Here is an 18,540-nt window from a genome sequence, read left to right on the forward strand (position 1 = left end):
TTGATCACGGCGGATCGGATGCTGGGCCGCGCGAAAGCGTACACGCGCGATTCAGAGCCGCGGCGCTGGGCGGCGATGTGTGGCCGGGACCTTGAATCCGTACCTTTCGCCGAGAGCGCGAACGTCCTCAAGATCTTTGTCCTGGGGCGTGTACGCCGTCTTGAATCTGAACATCCATTCAGCAGCGATGCACCGCACTTTTCGCCCGGCGATGACACCCGTGCCCGTCAGGGAATCCTTGGGGTACTCGATCCCGTACGTGTTGTTGCCCTCGTCGTCGAACTCGAACACGTGGACATCGACCGTGCTGCCGCTGCCGGTCGCGACGACGTAGTTCCAGTCGGTCGCGTCCTGTCGTGGCTGCGGCTGATAGCCCCACCGCGCGAACAACTCCCTGAGACGCTCTGCGTGCTCACGGGCGACGGCGATGTCCAGGTCGGCGTGTTCGCGGGTCTGCTTGCCGAGAAGTGCGTCAACACACCACCCGCCATCGATCCAGACAGGGACGTTCTCGGCGGCGAGGTCGTTGTAGATCGCGAGGACTTCGTCGGCGTTCACGTGTGCAGCGTAATGGGGGCATGCCGGCCTGGCCGGGGCCCTGAAAGCTTTCGAGGATCGCGCGAGACCCGCTTTGTTATCGACAAAATCATGCCCTCCAGCCCGCCCCGGCGACAGGGCTGCCCACGATCCGGACTTGAGAGTTTCTTCTAAGCGGTTCCTGGCGAAGCCATCGCAGGTGTGTCTTCAGGCTGGCGTGAAACTACATATCGTTGATCCGCAATACGTTCTTCTTTGTGAAGCCCGCTTCGTTGGCGACCGAGACCCCTGTGATTCAATCGCATCAACCGTTCGCAGGCGGAACAGCGAGCGAAATCACGGGATGTCCTTGCGCGAGATGACATCCTGCCCGCGTTTCCTGGAAGGGGAGAACGTGCGGAGATTTCCGGCACCGTTATTCGGCCTGGCCGCGCTGTTGTGGGTGGTCTCGGCGATCGCTCTGTGGGAGTCCGAACGCAATGACCTCAGGGCGGCGGCGGTGATGCTGACCAGCGCGCTGGCCTCCTTCGTCGTTGGGGCGATCAGTGTGCGACGGGACGATCCACGGCGGGTCTCCGCCTTCCTGGGGACGTCCGCGCTGTCGATGCTCGTGCTGGGGTGGGGCGTGGCGACGGTGGCCGCGTTATGGGGGTGGCCCCTGGTGCTGCTGGCGGGCCTGCCGGTGATAGCCGTGTTCGGGCTCGGACTCGCAGGGCTGAAGAGCGGCCGTTGGTGGGGGATGCTGCTCTGTTGCTTCCCTCTGATGGGCGTCGCGTCAGTGTCGCATATTCGACCGAACGACGGCGTTTTCTGGGGCGCGCTCGAGGTCTGGAGCCTGATCATCGCGATCGCTCTGGCGCTCTCCTTCGCGTGGGAGCAGAAGCGCGAGTCGAACAAGCCGGAATGAGTTGTGTCGCGCCGCACCGCTCGCGATCGGCGCCCAGCCCTACGAGTACAACGGCGGTAGGCATCTCCACCTCGGTCACCGGCATCCACTCGCGTTCGCCCCTGCCCTACCAGCACCCCGCGAGCTATGCCTCAGACCGTCCCAGGTCAGCACCGACCGCCTGCTGCATCTTCACCACATCGAGCCCGCAGGTCGCCTCCTCCCGGCACAGGTTCCGCTCAAGCTCACCCGCGACCTCCTGCTGTCCCGGCCCTGGCTGCTGGACCTGCGCCAGAGCACCCCGCCCATGGGTCCGCGACGGCTGCTCTGGCTCGACCGGGCCCTGGATGCGCTGTCCGACACCGCCCTGGACGACGGCCAGAAGTTCAACGCCGCCACGCTGCTGAGCGGCTACGCCCTCACCGCGGCCACACTGACGCACTCGCTCGGCGCCGGCGGCAAGGAGCTCGCGGCCAGGGGTCGAGGGAGCCTCCGAGTACTCGACCTCCTGCTGGACGGCATAGAGGCGCTGATCGCCCGCCGAGCCCGGTAGCCGCTCCCCGGCGGAGCAAGCCGCCGTTCCCGCCGTCGTTCGGGCCGAGGGGCCGACTCGACACAGCTCTTCGTGCACTGCCCTGACCTGCTCGAACAGCCCGTGGCGCTGATGCTGTCCCGTGTGCCTCGCCCGCGAAGCACGCCCCGACCGGCTCGGGATCTTTCGGGTGATCGCTCGGACGCCCTGAAGATCGCAGTGACTTCCAAGCCAGATACCAGTGCCATGCACAACGGTGGGCGTCATCCCCACGGCGTGGGGTCGTCCTACGGCAGGAAGGGTCACGATGAGCGGCAGGAAGACCATGCTGGCGGTCGGAGCGGTGGCGGGGCTGATCGTGGGAGGCTCGGGGGCGGCGGTCGCCGGGGTGGTGGCCTCCGGCGGTGTGATCACAGCGTGCGTCACGTCAAGCGGCACGCTGCGCGTTCCCGGCACCGCGCAGCCCACGGCCAACCCGTCGCCCACCCCGACGGCGCAGACGGAACTGGCGCCCGCCGGCGAGCCGGGTCCGGAGGGGTGCGCGGCCGGGGAGCGGGTCATCACATGGAACCAGCAGGGTCCCGTGGGCCCCACCGGTCCTGCGGGCCCTGCCGGACCCACGGGTCCTGAGGGGCCGAACCCGTTCGACGGCCAATCCCAGGGCTGGGTGAGCATGTTGCTGCATCCGCACACCGAGGGGTCCTACATCGGCAAGTGCCTGAGCGGGCAGATCGCGGTGAGCGGCGGCTACGAGATCATCGACTTGCGCAACAAGGCGGCCGTGCCGGACGTCATCGTGTCCAAAGCGGCCCTGGTGTTCGACGACGACGGCAAACCCCGCAGCTACGAGGTCAGGGCCAAGAACCCCACGGACCGGCTGCTCAACGTCTACTCCCTCGTGCACTGCGTCCCGGAGTGAGGCCTTCCGCGAGATCAGGGTTCCGCGTTTCCGCGCGTCGCAGGCTTGATGCGATGGCCGTCGCCGTCCTGTTCGGACGCCACGGCCCAGCCCGCCACGAGCGGCCACGATCGTCGCCTGGGCACCCGGGTCGCCGTGCTCCGTCCAGGCATCCGCGGTGACCAGGGCTTGCACGCCACGCCACCCCCACTGGTCGAAGCCGGTCACGTCCTTGAGCACGTCCTCGCCGGAGCGGCCGCACTCGGCGGTGCCACGGCGGGCCGTCGCGACGGCGCGGATCGCCGCCCCGGGGGAGGTGATCCAGAACCGCACCTCCAGCGGCTCGTCAAGTTCCGGGAGCAGCAGCTCGCCGCTGTAGGCGGGCACACCCTCCGGCGGCATCCGTGAGAAACGGGCCGCGAGATGGCAGGGGCGCTGCTCAGTGGCCGCCGCCGGGGGCGTGCCGGCGGTGGTCGAGGGCGGCCTGCAGCTGGGCGAGCCACTCCCGGCCCCTTCTGCGGCCGTCGGGGAGCTGGTCGTCGCGGTCCCAGCGCCAGGAGACCGCGAGGGCGAGGCTGAGGATCCGGCAGTCGGCGAGCAGCCCGGAGTCGGCGCCCGGGTAGTGCGCGGCGACGTCCTGTGGAGCGTGCGCGAGGTCGAACTCGACGGGTCCGCGGCAGGCGGTCTCCAGGTCGATGAAGAGCGGTCCGTCCGCGGTGGCGAGCAGGTTGCCGGGGTGCGGTTCGCCGTGCAGGAGCTGTTGCCGCGTGCCGCGGTCCAGGATCGCGCGGCTGATTCCGTGGAGGGTGTCGGTCAGCAGGCCGCGTTCCGCGGCGCCGAGATCCGGGCTGACGGCGGGGTCCTCGACCACCCGGAGGGCGTCTGAAACGCGGTCGGTGAAGTGCGGTGCGGTGAAGTGCGGTGCGGTGAAGTCGATGCGGCGCAGGCCGGCGTGCAGCCGGGCCAGGGCGTCGGCGTAGGCGGCGGGCGGGTGGTCCTCGGGTGCGGCGGTGGGCTCGTAGTAGGTCCAGAGGGTGACGGCGAAGCCGTCGCGGACATGGACGCGGGGCTCGGCCCGCGGATCGAGACCCGCCACCGGGCTGCCGGTCCCGGCGAGGCGCCGGGCGAGCTCGACCTCGAAGTCGGGGCGGTGCGCGAGGGGCGCGACCCGGGCGAGGACGCCGCTGGGCCGCAGCCGGACGGCGATCCGGTTCGAGTTGTGCAGCACAGCGGCGTCGTCGGCGCCCAGGCCGTACTCGGCGGCCGTGTCGACGGCCGCGGCCACCGCCCGCGGGATCTCGGTGTCCTTCACGTGTTCGGTGCCTCTCCCTGCTGGGGTCGATGTGTGCGGCGCGGGCCCTTGGCCCGGCCGAGCGTCTGATGCGTCGTGACCAGGTCAGCGTGGCCGGGCATGGCGGCTCCCGAAGCCGCGGTCGTCCCCTGTGGGCAGCCGGCCACGGTGCGGGTGGGCGGGAGGGCCGGCCGGTCACGTCTGTATGCAACACCACCCGGCCGGTTCGGCGCATTCGGTTTGTTGCCGGTGTCGGCGGAGGGGCCGGCAGATCTACGGCACGTGCTGCGAGCAGTACGACGGAGCCGCCGGGACGGTGGATCCGGCGTTGCAGGGCGGCCAGGACGTGCCGGAACGCCGCCGTGCCCGCCCGCTCGGCCGGCAAGCCCGGACACCAGCGGCTCGTCCACTCCAGCCACGGTCTCGGTCCCGGCCGGCGGGCATCCTGGCGGACGGCGCGTACTGCATGAGGCGTGGAACCCCTGGAGAGCGCGCCAGGAGCTCGGGCGCTGACGCCGCCGACCGCGACAGCCCCTACGTCGTGGCGGCCCGGACACCGAGGACGACGAGCACCACCGCCGTCACCCTGGCGACTGAGCGCTTGAAGCGGGCCTTGTGCAGGAGGTGCGCCCCTTGGCGGACAAGGACCGTCCAGGTCAGCAGCCACACCGCCATCAGCAGGGCATGGGCGGTGGCCAGGGTGAGGATCTGCCCGTTGAGGGGACGGCCGGGCACGACGAACTGCGGCACCAGGGTCAGGTAGACGGAGGCCGCCTTGGGGTTGAGCACGTTCGCGAGCAGGGCCTGGCTGTAGACGGAGCCGGTACGTTGCGGCCGCTCCGGAAGCCTGGGAGGCGGGGGCAGGGTGGTGGAGCGCCAGGTCCACAGGCCGAGGCCGACGAGGTAGGCCGCCCCGAGGAGTCTGACGACGGTGAAGGCCTGGCTGGAGTGCATGACCACGGCCGACAGTCCGGCGATGGCCAGGGTCGCGTGGGCGTACAGGCCGCTGACCGTACCGAGGACGATCGGGAGGGCCTGCCGGGGACCACCGGCCGTGACGTGCTGGATCAGCAGGGTCAGGCTGGCGCCCGGCGTGGCGATGACGGGCAGGATCGCCAGGAGGAACGCGGTGACCGCGTACGTGTGGGTCATGCCTGGAGGACGACGCGGAAGTGGGTGGTGAGGCGGTGGTCGTCGTCCAGGATGTGGAAGGCGAGGCCGGGCGGTTGGTCGCGGTCGGCGGGCCGGTCGCCCTCCCACGGCAGGCGCAGGGTCCAGGTGACGGCCGGTGCGACGATCAAGGGACGACCGGCGAAGGTGGAGGCGGCCGCGGTGTGAGCGTGGCCGGTGAGCACGGCGACGACCTGCGGATGGGCGTCGAGCAGCGCGGCCAGGTCGCCGGGCGCCTCCAGCCGCCCGGAGTCGGGCAACGGGTGGTGGAGTACGACGGGCGGCTGATGGAAGGCGATCAGCGCGGGCGTGTCCGGGGCGAGCCCGTCGAGGGTGGCGTGCATCCAGGCGAGGGTTTCGGCGTCGAGCCGGCCCTCGTCGCGCCCGGGAATGGTGGAGTCGCACATCAGGATGGCGGTGCCGGCGACGTGGTGCACCTGGTTGACGGGGCCGGGCGCGGGCGACTGCCGCAGCAGCGCCTTGCGGTAGGCCGGGCGGACGTCGTGGTTGCCGGGGCAGGTGAGCACCGGGAAGGGGGCGGCCAGGATCTGGGCGGCCTGCTCGTACTCGGCCTCCTCGCCGTGATCGGCGATGTCACCGGTGACCAGCAGGGCGTCGACCGGGCGGGGCAGCGCCCTGAGGTGGTCCATGACCTGGGTGGCGCGCCGGGTCGCCCGGTCGGTGCCGTCCAGGTGCAGGTCGCTGATCTGGGCCAAGAGCAACGTCATCGTGCGATCCCCAAGCTGTCTAATGGCTAAATGAGATTTAGCGTTAGGGACGATAGAGTACGGACGAGGACGTGAGCAACCGGGAGGTTGGAGTGGAGCGCTGGCCGGCACTGGAACTGGCGAGCACGATCCGCCACGACGGCGACGGCGGTGTCGCCGACGACCTGGCGACGGCGCAGAGCACGGCCCGCTGGATCCGTCAGCAGGCCGAGTCGCTGACCGGCCGCGTCGACGTCGCGGAGCTCGCGGTGGGGGAGGAGCTCAGGAGCGAGATCGTCGAGCTTCGCCGGGCCGTGCGGGCGCTGTTCGCGCAAGCGGTCAGCCCGGCGCCCCCGAGCCGGGCCGACGCCCACCGGCTGATGCCGGTCGAGCAGGCGCTGGCGCACCTCAACGCGGCTGCCGCCCGCGAAGCGATCGTCCCGCAGCTCGACTGGCCGGCGAGCGGAACACCCCGTACGGAAGTGTTGTCGAGCGAGCGCGACGCAGGCGTGCACTTGATCGCGGCGCTGGCGCGGGCCGCCATCGAGTTCCTGAGCGGTCCGCAGCGTGAGCGGTTGCGGGCCTGCAACGCGCCGCGCTGCGTGCGCTACTTCGTCAAGAGCCACGGGCGGCAGGAGTGGTGCAAGCCGTCATGCGGCAACCGCGCCCGGGCCGCACGCCACTACCAGCGCCACAACGCCACGACCCCCCAAGAGCTGCCCGGGCCCTGACCACCTCGGGATCAACCGGGCGGCACAGCGTCGATCCCAGGCGGGAGGACGCACGCGGCTCACGCCGCGGTGCCTGCCCGCAGCCGCTGCCGCGCGTTGCTCAGCGTCGCCATGGGCTCCAGCATGCGACGGTCGTACGTCTCCAGCGGCAGGCTCCGCGACACGCGCCGCGGAAGATCGGGGTTGGCCAGCGCGCCCCGGCCGATGGACAGCAGGTCGGCATGGCCGCCGGACAGAACCTGAGCCGCCCGCGAGAGATCGTGCATGCCGCCGTTGGCGATGACCGGAAGGCCGCTCACCTGGCGAGCCAGACTCGTGATCGTGACGCCGCCGTCCAGCCGGGCGGTCTCGATCCAGTCGCGTCCCTCGCTGGCGATGTGCAGGTACGAGGCGCCCGCCGCGGCCAGCGCGGCGAAGATGATCCGCGCGTCGGCCGCGCCGCCGGGCCAGCGGTGGCCGAAGTCGTTGACCTTGCCCTGCGACAGCCGTACGCCGACGCAGAAGCCGGCGCCGAGCTCGGCCCGGATCGCGGCCACCACCTCGGCCGTCAGCCGGACCCGGTTCGCGACCGGGCCGCCGTAGGAGTCGGCGCGGCGGTTGGTGTAGTCGGTGAGGAACTGGTCCAGCAGGTAACCATTGGCTCCATGGAGTTCGACCCCGTCGAAGCCGGCCTCCCGGGCCCGGACGGCTGAGGCCACGAAGCCGCCGATCGCCGCCTCGATGTCGGCCGCGGTCATCTCCCGGGGCGTGGGCCAGCTGCCGGACCCGCCGTACTCGGGCAACATCTCCGCACGCGGCCGCACGGCGGACGGCCCGACCGTGCCGGCGCGATACGGGTTCCCCTGCGACAGCGCGCCGGCGTGCATGAGCTGGAGGACGATACGGCTCCCGGCGGCCCGCACCTTGCCGGTGATCTCACGCCAGGCCGACACGTGCGGGGCGGAGACGATGCCCGGCTGGTTGAGGTAGCCCTGACTGTTGACGGTGTCGGTGTAGGTGCCTTCCGTGATCACCAGCCCGAATCCGCCCTCCGCGTACCGCTCGTAGTATTCGGCCATCTCGCGGGTCGGCGTGCCGTCGGGGGCGGCGGACACCCGGGTCATCGGCGCGACGGCGAGCCGGTTGGGCAGGTCGAGACCGCCGACCCGGACGGGCAGCAGCGCGTGGTGGTTCGTCATGGATGTACTCCCTTGATGCGTCGAAGGTCTGTTGCGGATCGCGCACGGCGGCGAGGGCGCGTGCGCTTCCGCCACCTCCCTCAGCAGCCCTCCACGCCGCACGAGGTCTTCACGGGGTCTTCGAGCTTGTCGAGGAGCTCGCGGAGCGCGCCGGCCCGGGGGACGCCCTCGATCCGGTGGGCGCCGTCGATGATGATCGTCGGGACCGAGCGGATCCGCAGTTCGTGCGCCTGCCGGAGCGCGGCCTGGTGCGTCTCGCCGTAGCGGCCGTCGAGCAGGGCGGCGCGGAACTCCGCCGCGTCGAGGCCCAGCCCGGCGGCCAGGTCCGTGAGCACGTCCAGGTCGCCGATGTCGAGGCCGTCCTCGAAGAACGCCCGCAGCAGCCGGTCGTTGTAGGCCGCGGCGTCACCGTGCTCCCTGGCGTACTGGTAGCCCTCGAAGGCCAGCCGTGTGTACGGCTGGGGCGAGACGTCCGGCAGGTGGATGTGGACGCCCATCCGCTCCGCCATCGGGTAGATCGTCTGCTTCCAGATGTCCTGGAGGTAGGCGCCCTCGGGTTCCAGCGTCGGGACGGGTTCGGGGCGCAGCTCGAACGGCATCCACTCGACCTCGACGTCACGTCCGGCGACGGCCTCCTGGATCGGCCCCTTGGCCAGCAGGCAGAACGGGCAGACGTAGTCGGACCAGATCTGGATCTTCACGAACGCGCCACCGCGGTCGCGTCGATCTCGATCTGCCAGTCGGCCTGGGCCAGCCGGGAGACCTGGATCAGGGTGTCGGCGGGGTAGGGCTGCGCGAAGAACTCCCTGCGCAGCCGGATGATGGTGTCCAGGTTGGGCTCCAGGTCGGTGACGAGGATGGTCACCTTGACCGCGTCGGCGAGGCTGGATCCGGCTTCCTTCAGCACCCGGTCGAGGTTGGCGAACGCCTGCCGGGCCTGGGCCTCGAAGTCGTCGCTGACGGTGACGCCGTTCTCGTCGAAGCCGGCCTGACCGGAGGCGAACACGAACCCGCCCGCCTTGATCGCCTGCGAGATCGCATAGGGCTCGTACCAGTCGGGGGTGGTGCTCACGCGCTCACGGTTCATGACATCTCCTTGTATGTGCATACTTTGTACGTGCAAGTAGATGTTGCATGTACATGTATATTCTTGTCAAGTCCTGGGGCGCGGAAGCCTCACCGGGACGCGCACATACCCGGGGGTCAAGCTGGTTGCCGCAGGGGAGCTGATGGCTGGTGTCGCGCAGCACTGACAGAATCAGGTCGCTCGACAGACGTAGCCCACCGACCACCCGACGATTGCCGGAGCATGCGACCCTTTCACCTCGACGTACCGGAGCACGTGCTCGCTGACCTGCGAGTACGCCTGTCGCGTACCCGGTTCACCACAGCCTCGGACCGCACGCGATGGAACGCCGGGGCCGACCCCGCGGACCTGCGTGCCTTGGTGCGGTACTGGGCGGACGGCTTCGACTGGCGCCGGGTCGAAGCCGGGTTGAACAAGTACCCGCAGTACCTGACCGACATCGATGGCCGGCGGGTGCATTTCGTCCACGTCAGGTCTCCGCGACCCGGCGCGTTGCCGCTGGTGCTCACCCACGGGTGGCCGAGCTGCTTCGTGGAGATGCTGGCAGTGGCCGACCGGCTGGCCGCCGACTTCGACGTGGTCGTCCCCTCACTGCCGGGCTTCGGATACTCCGAAACGCCCCACGGGCCCTTCACCGGGCAGCGGGTCGCCGAGACCTGGCAGCACCTGATGACCACGACCCTCGGCTACCAGCGCTACGGCGCGTTCGGCGGGGACATCGGCGGCAGCGTCACCCAGTGGCTCGGCGCCCTGTTCCCGGCCAGCGTGGTCGGGATCCACATGACCTCCGGCAGCCTCACCGCCGGCATCGACCCTTCGGCCGTGAAGCCGGACGAGCGGATCTACCTGGAGGCCGAACACGCCTACGACGCCCAGGACGGCGGCTACAGCGCGATCATGGGAACCCGCCCGGACACCATCGCCGCGGCGCTGACGGACTCACCGGCAGGGCTGCTGGCCTGGATCGCCGACAAGTACCGCGACTGGAGCGACTGCGGGGGCGACCTCAGGACCCGGTGGCAGGCCGACGACCTGCTCACCGTGGCCACCCTCTACTGGGCCACCGGCGGCATCGGTTCCTCCTTCCGTCCCTACTACGACCATCCGCACACCGGACCCCGCCCACCGGTCACCGTGCCGACCGCGATCACCCTGAGCCACGAACCCCTGATGGCAGGCTTCCCCCGCGGCCTGGCCGAACGCGCCTTTCCCAACCTGCGACACTTCGCCCGCCCCGACCGCGGCGGGCACTTCATGGCCCACGAGGAACCGGACTACCTGGCGGACCAGCTCCGAACCTTCTTCCGTCCCCTGACCTGAACCGGAGCCGAGTGACGACACCCCTCGGCCGCTCGTCGCGCTCTTGGTGATGCGGTCGCGCCCGGGCGACCTCCAGGTGCTCGGTGCAGGTTCGACGGGCGGGTCAGATCCAGCCCTCGCGGGCGCCCCGCTCGCCGAGACCCGCGGCGTGGACGACCAGGCCGCCCGGATCGACCGGCGGACCGTCGCCTACGCCCTCCCTCGGGGACGGGAGCATGCCGACGTCCGGACGGTCTCCGCCGACCGCACCGGCACCCCGCGGATTCTGATCGCGGCGCCGCGTCCCCCGCCGCCCTCGGCGGCGGCGTCATCGGCACGGAGGCCGAGTGATCAGCGCGTTCGAGCCGCTGCTCGACTCTGAAGAGGCGGCTGGGGGACGAGGACGACGCGGTCCTCGGTCTCGTCGGTCCACGCCTGCGCGAGCCTGACATGCACCCCGCTCACGGGCGGGTCCCATCGCGCAAGCCGCGCAGCCCGCTACGCAGGGTGCCTGGCCACCGCGGCGGCGCCCGTGCCGGCCAGGACGAAGAGGGCGGCCAGGGCGAGCCAGCCCGCCGTACGGTGTTCGACGGCGGTGGTGACGAGGATCGGCGAGACCATGGCGGCCAGCGCGTAACCGGTCTGGCTGAGCCCCTGGTAGGCGCCCGCGCTGCGCGGGTCGGCCAGTTCGAAGGCCATGCCCCAGCCGCCCGCCTCGCCCAGGATCTCCCCCATGGTGTGGGCGAAGGCGGCCAGTACGAACAGGACGCAGGCGATGAGTACGTTCCCGTAGGCGGCCAGGGCGTACAGACCGCAGGCGAGGGCGAGCAGCCACGAGGCGCGCCTGACCGTGAGCCCGGCCTGGCGCACGTCGTCGGTGCCCCGTGAGGCGCGCACCTGGAGCGCGGCGACGACCACGGTGTTGAGGACGAGCAGGACGGAGACGATGGCGGTGGGCGCGTCGGTGGTGGCGACCCAGAGCGGCACGCCGACGGTCAGCAGGCCGAACTGCATGGCCACCACGGCGTTGCACACCACGCTCGCGACATACCTGCGGTCCCTGAGGGGCGAGGGTCCGCCGGACGCGGCGCGCTGCCTGACGGCGGTCATCCTGGCGGCCAGCTCCGGCACCTGACGCCCGAGCCCGGCCAGCGGCACGGTCGCCGCCAGCAGCAGGACCCCGGCGGCGACCATCGCCACCCGGTAGGCCGCCGCGGTGCCGATCAGCAGCGCCGCCGCGGCGGCGCCCGTGCCCAGGCCGATGAAGACGTTCGTGACCACCCGCATCCGGGCCCGGATCTCGACCCGCTCAGGGCCGGGGTACCAGCGGGCCAGCATCGCCTGCTTGGACGAGGACCCCACCGAACGCATGATCACCGCCATGCAGGCGATCAGGGTGAACGCGACGGCGTCGGAGACGAACGTGTAGGCGAGCAGCGCGACCCCGTTGAGCCCCGTCGCCACCGTCTGGACGCGGTGGGCGCCCAACCGGTCGGCCAGCCACCCTCCCGCGTACGAGGCCAGCACCCCCGTGCCGCCCGCGATGCTCAGCCCGAGCCCCACCGTCTGCACGCCGAGCCCGATGACGAGCGTGAAGTACAGCGTGCTGACGGTGTAGAAGACGCCGCTGGAGAGCGCGAACGCCATCGTGCTGAGGGTCAGCGAGCGGGCGACGCGGTCGCTGGGGAAGAAGGTCTGGATCACGGGGCCTTTATCCCGTGATAGGGCCTTTGTCGCCAATTGATGTAGCGTATGGCTTCATGGCGGGGCTGATCGAGTACGAGCTCGCGGGCATGGACGTCGCGGACGTCCGCTTCGCCATCTCGCCGCTCAACGAGCTCACGCTGTCGTTGCGCACGTTCCGCGACCCCGGGCGCTACCCGGTGCACCTGCCCTGGCTGCGCCGCACCGAGCAGGTCCGCTCCACGCTGGACGTGCCCCTGCTGCGCGCGCTCACCAACGACGACATGTGGACGCCGGACTACCTGTCGCCCCGCCCCCACGCGCCGCTCACCCGCATCGACGACGAGTTCGCCGCCCTGGCCCGCGTGCCCGCCGGCCGCGTGCTCGACGACCTGCGCGCCATCCACCCCCGGCTACCCGAGCCGTTGCGCGGCGACCCCTCGGCCCGCATCCTGGACGCGCTGCGCGACTACTGGCGCACCTGCTTCGCGCCGTGGTGGCCCAGGATGCGGGCGGTCCTGCAGGCCGACGTGGTCCACCGGGGACAGGTCATCTCGGCCCACGGCCTGGCGGCGATGTTCGCCGACCTCAACGAACGCGTCCAGCTGAAGGACGGGGTCGTCCGCATGCGGCTGATCAGCGACGCCCGCTACCGGCGCGCCACCAGCGGCGAGGGCCTCACCCTGGTCCCGACCCTCTTCAGCCGGGCCCCCACGACCCCCATCTCGCCGTCGGAGCCCCCTTTGGTCATGTACGGCACCCGGGGCGCCGGCACGCTCTGGCAGTCCGAGCCCCGCACCTCCCCGGCGGTGCTCACCGACCTTCTGGGCGCCACCCGGGCAGGGCTGCTCACCACGCTCGAAGCCCCCGCCTCCTCGACCGAGCTCGCCGCCCGCCTGGGCGTCACCCCCTCGGCCGTCAACCAGCACCTTCGCACCCTCCGCGCCGCCGGCCTGCTGGCCAGCGCCCGCCACGGCCGCTCGGTCCTCTACCTGCGCTCCGAACTCGGCGACGCCCTGGTCACCGGCTCGGAACCCTGACCGCGAAGGCGTCGGTCAGCGGCGGCGGTAGGTGGCGATCGACTCGGAGTCGCCGGTGCGGAACCACGCCAAACGTGACTCCCGGCGAGCCGCCGGCCTGTGGCGTCAGAGAAGGCGTGCGGGGCCCGTGGACTCACGCTCGATCAACGCCGGCTGTGACACCCACTCCCGCGCCTCCGTGCGCGCCTTGATCCGCTCCAGTGCCAGGTCGGCCGCGACGCGGCCCATGGCGGTGCCGTACTGGGCGATGGTGGTGAGCGAGAAGCGCGGGTGCGAGGCGAACTGGGTGTCGTCGTAGCCCACGACGGAGACGTCGTCGGGCACGCGTAGCCCATGCTCCGACAGCGCCCGCAGGCTTCCGAAGGCTCCCTGGTCGGACCCGACGAACAGCGCGGTCGGCGGATCACCCCGGTCGAGCAGCGCCGCCGTGGCCCGGTAGGTCTCGGCCTCGCTGCCGCCGCAGGTCACCACCGACAGGTCGAGCCCCAGCCGTCGCATCGCCTCGCGGTAGCCGGCCTCGCGTACGGCATGAGGGCTCAGCATGCCGGGCCCGGAGACGTTGTGCGAGAGGTGAGTGATCCGCCGGTGCCCCAGCGTCGCCAGGTGCTCGACGGCCAGGGCCGCGCCCGCCCGGTCGTCGTTGACGACGCGGTCGTAGTGGTCGCTCGCGTCGTGCCTGGCCACCACGACCGTCGGCAGTCGCTGGGCGAAGGAGTCGAGCCAGGACGCGCGCACCTTCGGCGAGACGACGATGACCGCTTCCACCTCGCGGTCCCACAACGACTCCATGCCGGGGTTCCGCTCGCTGGTCTCGTGGTCGAAGGGGGAGACGAGCATCCGGTAAGGGCCGGTGTCCAGCTCCTCGTAGACGCCGTCGAGGATGTCGGCGAAGAACTGGCCACGCAGCAGGGGGACGGCCACTCCGATGGTGCGGGTGGCGGTGCGCATGGCGCGGGCGGCTTCCCGGGGGCGGTAACCCAGCTCGGCGATGGCCCGCTCGACGCGTTCGCGCATGCGCGGGCTGACGCCGTAGGCGTCGCGCAGGACCTTCGACACGGCAGCCCGTGACACTCCTGCCGCGGCGGCGACGTCGGAGATCGTGGGGCGCGAGGAACTCATGTCAGCAACATAGCGGTCCGGAACTTCCCTCTTGAAAAATGTAGATCGATCCACAATAGTCGCTTCACACAACGCGGACCAGCGGCGTGCGGGCCGTGGAACCCCCTACACGAGGTATCGACGCAGATGACACAGACGACGGCCAGGCGTGCCTGGAGGACGGCCGCGCTCGGCGGCATGGCCTCCTACATGGACGCGGCCACCATCGTGGGGACCGGCACCGCGCTGGTTCTGTACAAGCAGCAGCTCGGGCTGAGCCCGTGGATGATCGGCACGGCGTCGTCCGTCCTGACGCTGGGCCTGGCCCTGGGAGCCGTGTTCGGCGGACGGCTCGGGGACCTGCTGGGCAGGCGCAGGGTGTTCACCTACGACCTCGTCGTCTTCGTCGCCGGTCTCCTGCTGCTCGCCTTCGCCGTCCAGCCATGGATGATCTTCGTCGGCGTGGCCGTCACCGGTCTGGCGATGGGCGCCGACATTCCGACCTCCTTGGCGCTGGTGGCCGAGGAGGCGCCGGAAGGCCGGCGTGCCAGGCTTGTCGCCTTCTCGCAGGTGCTGTGGAGTTGTGGCGGATTCGCTGCCTACCTCATCGCGTTCCTGGTCTCGGGGACCGGAACGATCGGCGCGCGGATCATCTACCTGCACGTGATCGTCGTGGCCCTGGTGGTGCTCGTGCTGCGCCGGAGGCTGCGTGAGTCGGAGGAGTGGGTACGCGAGCGCGACCGGCAGCAGGCCGGGCCGGCCGAGGGCGTGCGCGGCGACTCCTGGCGCGTGCTGACGTCCAGGCCGCTGCTCGGCGCCGTCGTCGGGCTCGGTCTCTTCTACGCCGTCGGCAACCTGGTCGCCAACACGTTCGGCCAGTTCCAGACGTTCCTGTTCACCGAGGTGGCCGGGGCGCAGGTGTCCACGGCCACCCTCGTGGGCATGCTGGCCTATCCGCTCGGGTTCCTCACCATCCTGATCTTCATGAAGTACGTGGACGGGCCCGCCCGGATGCTGCTCTACACGATCGGTGTCGCGATCATGGCGATCGGCACGGCGATCCCGCTGATCGTGGGGCTGAACACGGTGACGCTGATCATCCTCAAGTTCGCCATCACGATCGGCGCGAGCTTCGCCGGCGAGGTCATCTTCAAGGTGTGGTCGCAGGAGTTCTTCCCCACCCTGATCAGAGGCACCGCGCAAGGCGTCGCCATAGCCTTCACCCGCTTCGTGGCGGCGGGCTTCGCGCTGGTCACCCCGGCGATCGCCGACGCCAGCCCCAAGGCGCTGATGGTGGTGCTGCTCGCCGCCGTGCTCATCGCCGCCCTGGTCGCCTGGACGTGGATCTTCCCGCTGCGCCGCCGCATGTCGGCCGCCGCCGACCCCGTGGCGGTCCGGTGAGCGTCGACCTGCGGCTGCACGGCATGCCGGCGCCGCGACCGCGTCTGTCCTGGCGGACCACCGAGCCGTTCGACGCCTACCGCGTCGAGCTCACCCTCGCCGGCGGGCGACCCGTCGTCCACACGGCGGAGGGCGCCGAACAGCTCGGCGTGCGATGGCCGTTCGCCCCGCTGGGCTCCCGCGCCACCGGAGCGCTGCGCGTCAGCGTCGGGAGCCGAGGCCGCTGGGGCGGCTGGAGCCGGCCGCTGGCCTTCGAGACGCCGCTCTTCGGCGCGGCGGACTGGAGCGCGCGTTTCGTCTCGCCGCGGACCCTGGGCGGGGTGCTCACCGCAGCGCCGCTGCTGAGCCGTACCGTGCGGCTGCCCGCGGCGGTGACCCGCGCCCGCCTGCACGTCACCGCGCTCGGCCTGCACGTGACGCGGATCAACGGCGAGCGCGTCACCGACGAGGAACTGGCCCCCGGCTGGACCAGCTACGGCCGGCGGCTGCGTTACCGCACCCACGACGTGACCGCCCTGCTCAGGCCGGGCGAGAACGAGGTCACCGCGCTGCTCGGCAACGGCTGGTACCGCGGCAGGCTCTACTCGCGCGGCGAGCGGGCCCTGTACGGCGACCGGCTCGCGCTGCTGGCGCAACTCGAGATCGAGTGCGCCGACGGAAGCACGCACCTGGTGGTGACCGACGAGAGCTGGCGGGCGCACACCACGGGCGTCCTGGCTGACGACCTCTACGACGGACAGACCACCGACCTGCGGATCGGGCGCGGACCGGGCGAACCGGTCGATGTGCTCGACGAGCCGCTCGACCAGCTCTTCCCCGGCGACTCGCCGCCCGTTCGGCCGGTCGCCGCGGTGCCGGGCGGCAGGCGGCACCCGGCCCCGTCGGGGGAGCTGCTGGTGGATTTCGGGGAGAACCTGGTGGGCTGGGTACGGCTGCGCGTGCGCGGGCGTGCCGGGCAGGAGGTCGTCGTCCGGCACGCCGAAGTGCTGGAGGACGGTGAACTGGGCATCCGCCCCCTGCGCAGCGCCCAGGCCACCGACCGCTACGTGCTGGCCGGCGGCCGGACCGAGGTGCTGGAGCCGTCGCTGACCTTCCACGGCTTCAGGTACGCGGGGCTGCGTGGCGTGGCTCCCGAGGAGATCGAGTCGGTCGAAGCAGTCGTTCTCAGTTCCGACCTGCGCCCCACGGGGCATTTCCGCTGCTCGGATCCCGACGTGCAGAAGCTCCACGACAACGTGGTGCGCAGCATGCGCGGCAACTTCCTCGACGTGCCGACCGACTGCCCCCAGCGGGACGAGCGGCTCGGCTGGACGGGCGACATCCAGGTCTTCGCACCCGCGGCCGCCTTCCTGGCCGACTGCTCGTCCTTCCTGTCGTCGTGGTTGCGGGATCTGGCGGCGGAGCAGTTCGAGGACGGCTGCGTGCCGTTCGTGGTGCCTAACGTCCACCACAACATCCTCCCCGCTGCCGCCGCGTGGGGCGACGCGGCCACGATCGTGCCGTGGACCCTCTACGAGCGTTACGGCGACGCCGAGGTGCTGCGCGAGCAGTATCCGAGCATGCGGGCGTGGGTGGAACGGCTGCGCGCCTTCGCGGGGGAGGACGGCCTGTGGGCCGGCCGGTTCCAGTTCGGCGACTGGCTGGACCCGGCCGCCCCGCCGGACGTGCCCGGCGACTCCCGCACGGACAAGGACCTGGTCGCCACCGCGCACTACATCCGCAGCACCGACCTGCTGGCCAGGACCGCCACCGTGCTCGGCCTGAGCGACGACGCGCGACGCTACCGAGACCTGGCGGCGCAGGTGAGGCGGGCGTTCGCGGCCGCCTACGTCACGGAGCGCGGGCTGATGGTCAGCGACACTCCCACGGCCTATGCGATGGCCCTCCACTGGGACCTGCTGCCGACGCCGGAACAGCGGGCGGCGGCCGGAACGAGGCTGGCCGACCTGGTACGGGCCAACGGCTTCCGGGTGGCGACCGGATTCGTCGGCACGCCGCTGATCACGGACGCGCTCACCGAGGCGGGCTACCCGCACCTGGCGTTCCGGCTGCTCCTGGAACGTTCCTGCCCGTCGTGGCTCTACCCGGTGACGATGGGCGCGACGACGATCTGGGAACGCTGGGACAGCATGCTGCCCGACGGCTCGATCAACCCCGGCCAGATGACCTCGTTCAACCACTATGCGCTGGGCGCGGTCGCCGACTGGCTGCACCGGCGGGTGGCCGGCCTCGCGCCCGCCGCCCCCGGCTACCGGCGGATCGAGCTGCGTCCGCTGCCAGGACATGGGCTGACCTGGGCAGAGGCCGATCTGGAGACTCCGTACGGCCATGCGGGCGTGGCGTGGCGGATCAGTGACGGCACCCTCGTCCTCGAAGCGCTGCTCCCGCCGGGGACCGAGGCGGTCGTGCACCTGCCGGGGCGCGAACCGTTCCAGGCCGGACCCGGCCGGCACCAGTGGAAGGCCGAGCTGCCGCCGCCGGCGTCGCCGGAAGTGATCGCGGACGCCGTGGACGACGCCGGGCTGTGGGAGCGCCTGACGCGCGTGATGACCGCCCATGGCGTGACCGGCGATCCGGCGGCCCTGGCGGCTCGCGGGTCGCGCCTGCCGCTGTCCGAGCTGGCCTCCGTGGTCGCCCCGCGCGCCACACCGGAACAGGTCGCGCGGCTGCAGTCGGCCCTGGACGAGCAACTGCGGCAGTGAGCCGAGGCCGGGCCGGGCGCAGGAGAGGGCCTCAGGTTCGGTGACGGGAGGGCGCGGGCTGCCCTGGATGTGGTGCGGCCGGCGAGGGCGCCCGCGGGGAACGTACGAATGTGCGTTCCCCCGATCGCCTCCATCCGACGGGCGAGGCCGCGGAACGGCGGTGGTCTCGCCCGTCAGATGAAGCGAGTCAGCTGCGCAGGAAGTCCAGCAGGTCGGCGTTGAACTTCTCCTTGTCGCCCGGCACCAGCGCGATGCCGTGCGAGCCGCCCTGGTACACCTTGTACACGCAGTCAGGGATGA

The 18,540-nt window shown here is 71.3% G+C and carries 17 protein-coding genes; 8 read left to right on the forward strand and 9 right to left on the reverse strand.

Features of this window, described 5'->3' with window-relative positions:
- Positions 1-51 precede the first annotated feature (51 nt).
- Positions 52-558 carry a nucleotidyltransferase domain-containing protein gene (locus ABT158_RS31545; RefSeq protein WP_352359592.1) on the reverse strand — a complete coding sequence of 169 codons (507 nt, stop codon included), beginning with the start codon at positions 556-558 and terminating at the stop codon, positions 52-54.
- 322 nt (positions 559-880) lie between these two features.
- On the opposite strand from ABT158_RS31545, the gene ABT158_RS31550 reads away from it, so the two are divergent.
- From ABT158_RS31550 to ABT158_RS31560, 3 genes are all read left to right on the forward strand, one after another.
- The gene (locus ABT158_RS31550) at positions 881-1,444 is read left to right on the forward strand and encodes a hypothetical protein (RefSeq protein ID WP_352359594.1); all 564 of its coding nucleotides are present in this window, start codon (positions 881-883) and stop codon (positions 1,442-1,444) included.
- A gap of 1 nt (position 1,445) precedes the next feature.
- Complete coding sequence (locus tag ABT158_RS31555) at positions 1,446-1,976, forward strand: TetR/AcrR family transcriptional regulator C-terminal domain-containing protein (RefSeq protein WP_352359596.1); 531 nt, start codon at positions 1,446-1,448, stop codon at positions 1,974-1,976.
- A 286-nt stretch (positions 1,977-2,262) separates the two neighbouring features.
- The gene (locus ABT158_RS31560; protein WP_352359598.1) at positions 2,263-2,874 is read left to right on the forward strand and encodes a hypothetical protein; all 612 of its coding nucleotides are present in this window, start codon (positions 2,263-2,265) and stop codon (positions 2,872-2,874) included.
- 418 nt (positions 2,875-3,292) lie between these two features.
- Here the strand turns inward: ABT158_RS31560 and ABT158_RS31565 are convergent, their stop codons facing one another.
- From ABT158_RS31565 to ABT158_RS31575, 3 genes are all read right to left on the reverse strand, one after another.
- Complete coding sequence (locus ABT158_RS31565; protein ID WP_352359600.1) at positions 3,293-4,165, reverse strand: phosphotransferase; 873 nt, start codon at positions 4,163-4,165, stop codon at positions 3,293-3,295.
- Positions 4,166-4,678: 513 nt separating this feature from the next.
- Positions 4,679-5,296: a LysE family translocator gene (locus tag ABT158_RS31570; RefSeq protein ID WP_352359602.1), complete on the reverse strand. Its 618-nt coding sequence runs from the start codon at positions 5,294-5,296 to the stop codon at positions 4,679-4,681.
- Complete coding sequence (locus ABT158_RS31575) at positions 5,293-6,042, reverse strand: metallophosphoesterase (RefSeq protein ID WP_352359604.1); 750 nt, start codon at positions 6,040-6,042, stop codon at positions 5,293-5,295. Before ABT158_RS31575 ends, ABT158_RS31570 begins: the two co-directional genes overlap by 4 nt.
- Before the next feature lie 71 nt (positions 6,043-6,113).
- Between ABT158_RS31575 and ABT158_RS31580 the strand changes: the two genes are divergently transcribed.
- Positions 6,114-6,752, forward strand: a complete 639-nt coding sequence (locus ABT158_RS31580) for a CGNR zinc finger domain-containing protein (RefSeq protein ID WP_352359606.1) — start codon at positions 6,114-6,116, stop codon at positions 6,750-6,752.
- Between the two features lie 59 nt (positions 6,753-6,811).
- On the opposite strand, the gene ABT158_RS31585 is transcribed toward ABT158_RS31580, so the two are convergent.
- From ABT158_RS31585 to ABT158_RS31595, 3 genes are all read right to left on the reverse strand, one after another.
- The gene (locus ABT158_RS31585) at positions 6,812-7,930 is read right to left on the reverse strand and encodes an oxidoreductase (protein WP_352359608.1); all 1,119 of its coding nucleotides are present in this window, start codon (positions 7,928-7,930) and stop codon (positions 6,812-6,814) included.
- Between the two features lie 80 nt (positions 7,931-8,010).
- A complete protein-coding gene (locus ABT158_RS31590) occupies positions 8,011-8,631 on the reverse strand; it encodes a DsbA family oxidoreductase (protein WP_352359610.1) in 621 nt (206 codons plus the stop codon).
- Positions 8,628-9,017 (reverse strand): RidA family protein, encoded by a 390-nt coding sequence (locus ABT158_RS31595; RefSeq protein ID WP_352359612.1) that lies wholly within the window; start codon positions 9,015-9,017, stop codon positions 8,628-8,630. The genes ABT158_RS31590 and ABT158_RS31595 overlap by 4 nt, the downstream gene beginning before the upstream one ends.
- A gap of 222 nt (positions 9,018-9,239) precedes the next feature.
- Here ABT158_RS31595 and ABT158_RS31600 point away from each other — a divergent pair, with 222 nt between their 5' ends.
- A complete protein-coding gene (locus ABT158_RS31600) occupies positions 9,240-10,337 on the forward strand; it encodes an epoxide hydrolase family protein (protein ID WP_352359614.1) in 1,098 nt (365 codons plus the stop codon).
- 477 nt (positions 10,338-10,814) lie between these two features.
- On the opposite strand, the gene ABT158_RS31605 is transcribed toward ABT158_RS31600, so the two are convergent.
- The gene (locus tag ABT158_RS31605) at positions 10,815-12,020 is read right to left on the reverse strand and encodes an MFS transporter (RefSeq protein ID WP_352359616.1); all 1,206 of its coding nucleotides are present in this window, start codon (positions 12,018-12,020) and stop codon (positions 10,815-10,817) included.
- 56 nt (positions 12,021-12,076) lie between these two features.
- Here ABT158_RS31605 and ABT158_RS31610 point away from each other — a divergent pair, with 56 nt between their 5' ends.
- Positions 12,077-13,039: an ArsR/SmtB family transcription factor gene (locus ABT158_RS31610; RefSeq protein ID WP_352359618.1), complete on the forward strand. Its 963-nt coding sequence runs from the start codon at positions 12,077-12,079 to the stop codon at positions 13,037-13,039.
- A gap of 105 nt (positions 13,040-13,144) precedes the next feature.
- Here the strand turns inward: ABT158_RS31610 and ABT158_RS31615 are convergent, their stop codons facing one another.
- The gene (locus tag ABT158_RS31615) at positions 13,145-14,158 is read right to left on the reverse strand and encodes a LacI family DNA-binding transcriptional regulator (RefSeq protein ID WP_352359620.1); all 1,014 of its coding nucleotides are present in this window, start codon (positions 14,156-14,158) and stop codon (positions 13,145-13,147) included.
- Between the two features lie 126 nt (positions 14,159-14,284).
- Between ABT158_RS31615 and ABT158_RS31620 the strand changes: the two genes are divergently transcribed.
- Positions 14,285-15,538, forward strand: a complete 1,254-nt coding sequence (locus ABT158_RS31620; protein WP_352359622.1) for an MFS transporter — start codon at positions 14,285-14,287, stop codon at positions 15,536-15,538.
- On the forward strand, positions 15,535-18,240 hold the full coding sequence (locus ABT158_RS31625) for a family 78 glycoside hydrolase catalytic domain (protein WP_352359624.1): 2,706 nt from the start codon (positions 15,535-15,537) through the stop codon (positions 18,238-18,240). The genes ABT158_RS31620 and ABT158_RS31625 overlap by 4 nt, the downstream gene beginning before the upstream one ends.
- The last annotated feature ends 300 nt before the right edge of the window (positions 18,241-18,540 follow it).

The sequence above is a fragment of the Nonomuraea sp. NPDC001636 genome (genome assembly GCF_040298265.1).
In the GTDB taxonomy this organism is placed as follows: domain Bacteria; phylum Actinomycetota; class Actinomycetes; order Streptosporangiales; family Streptosporangiaceae; genus Nonomuraea.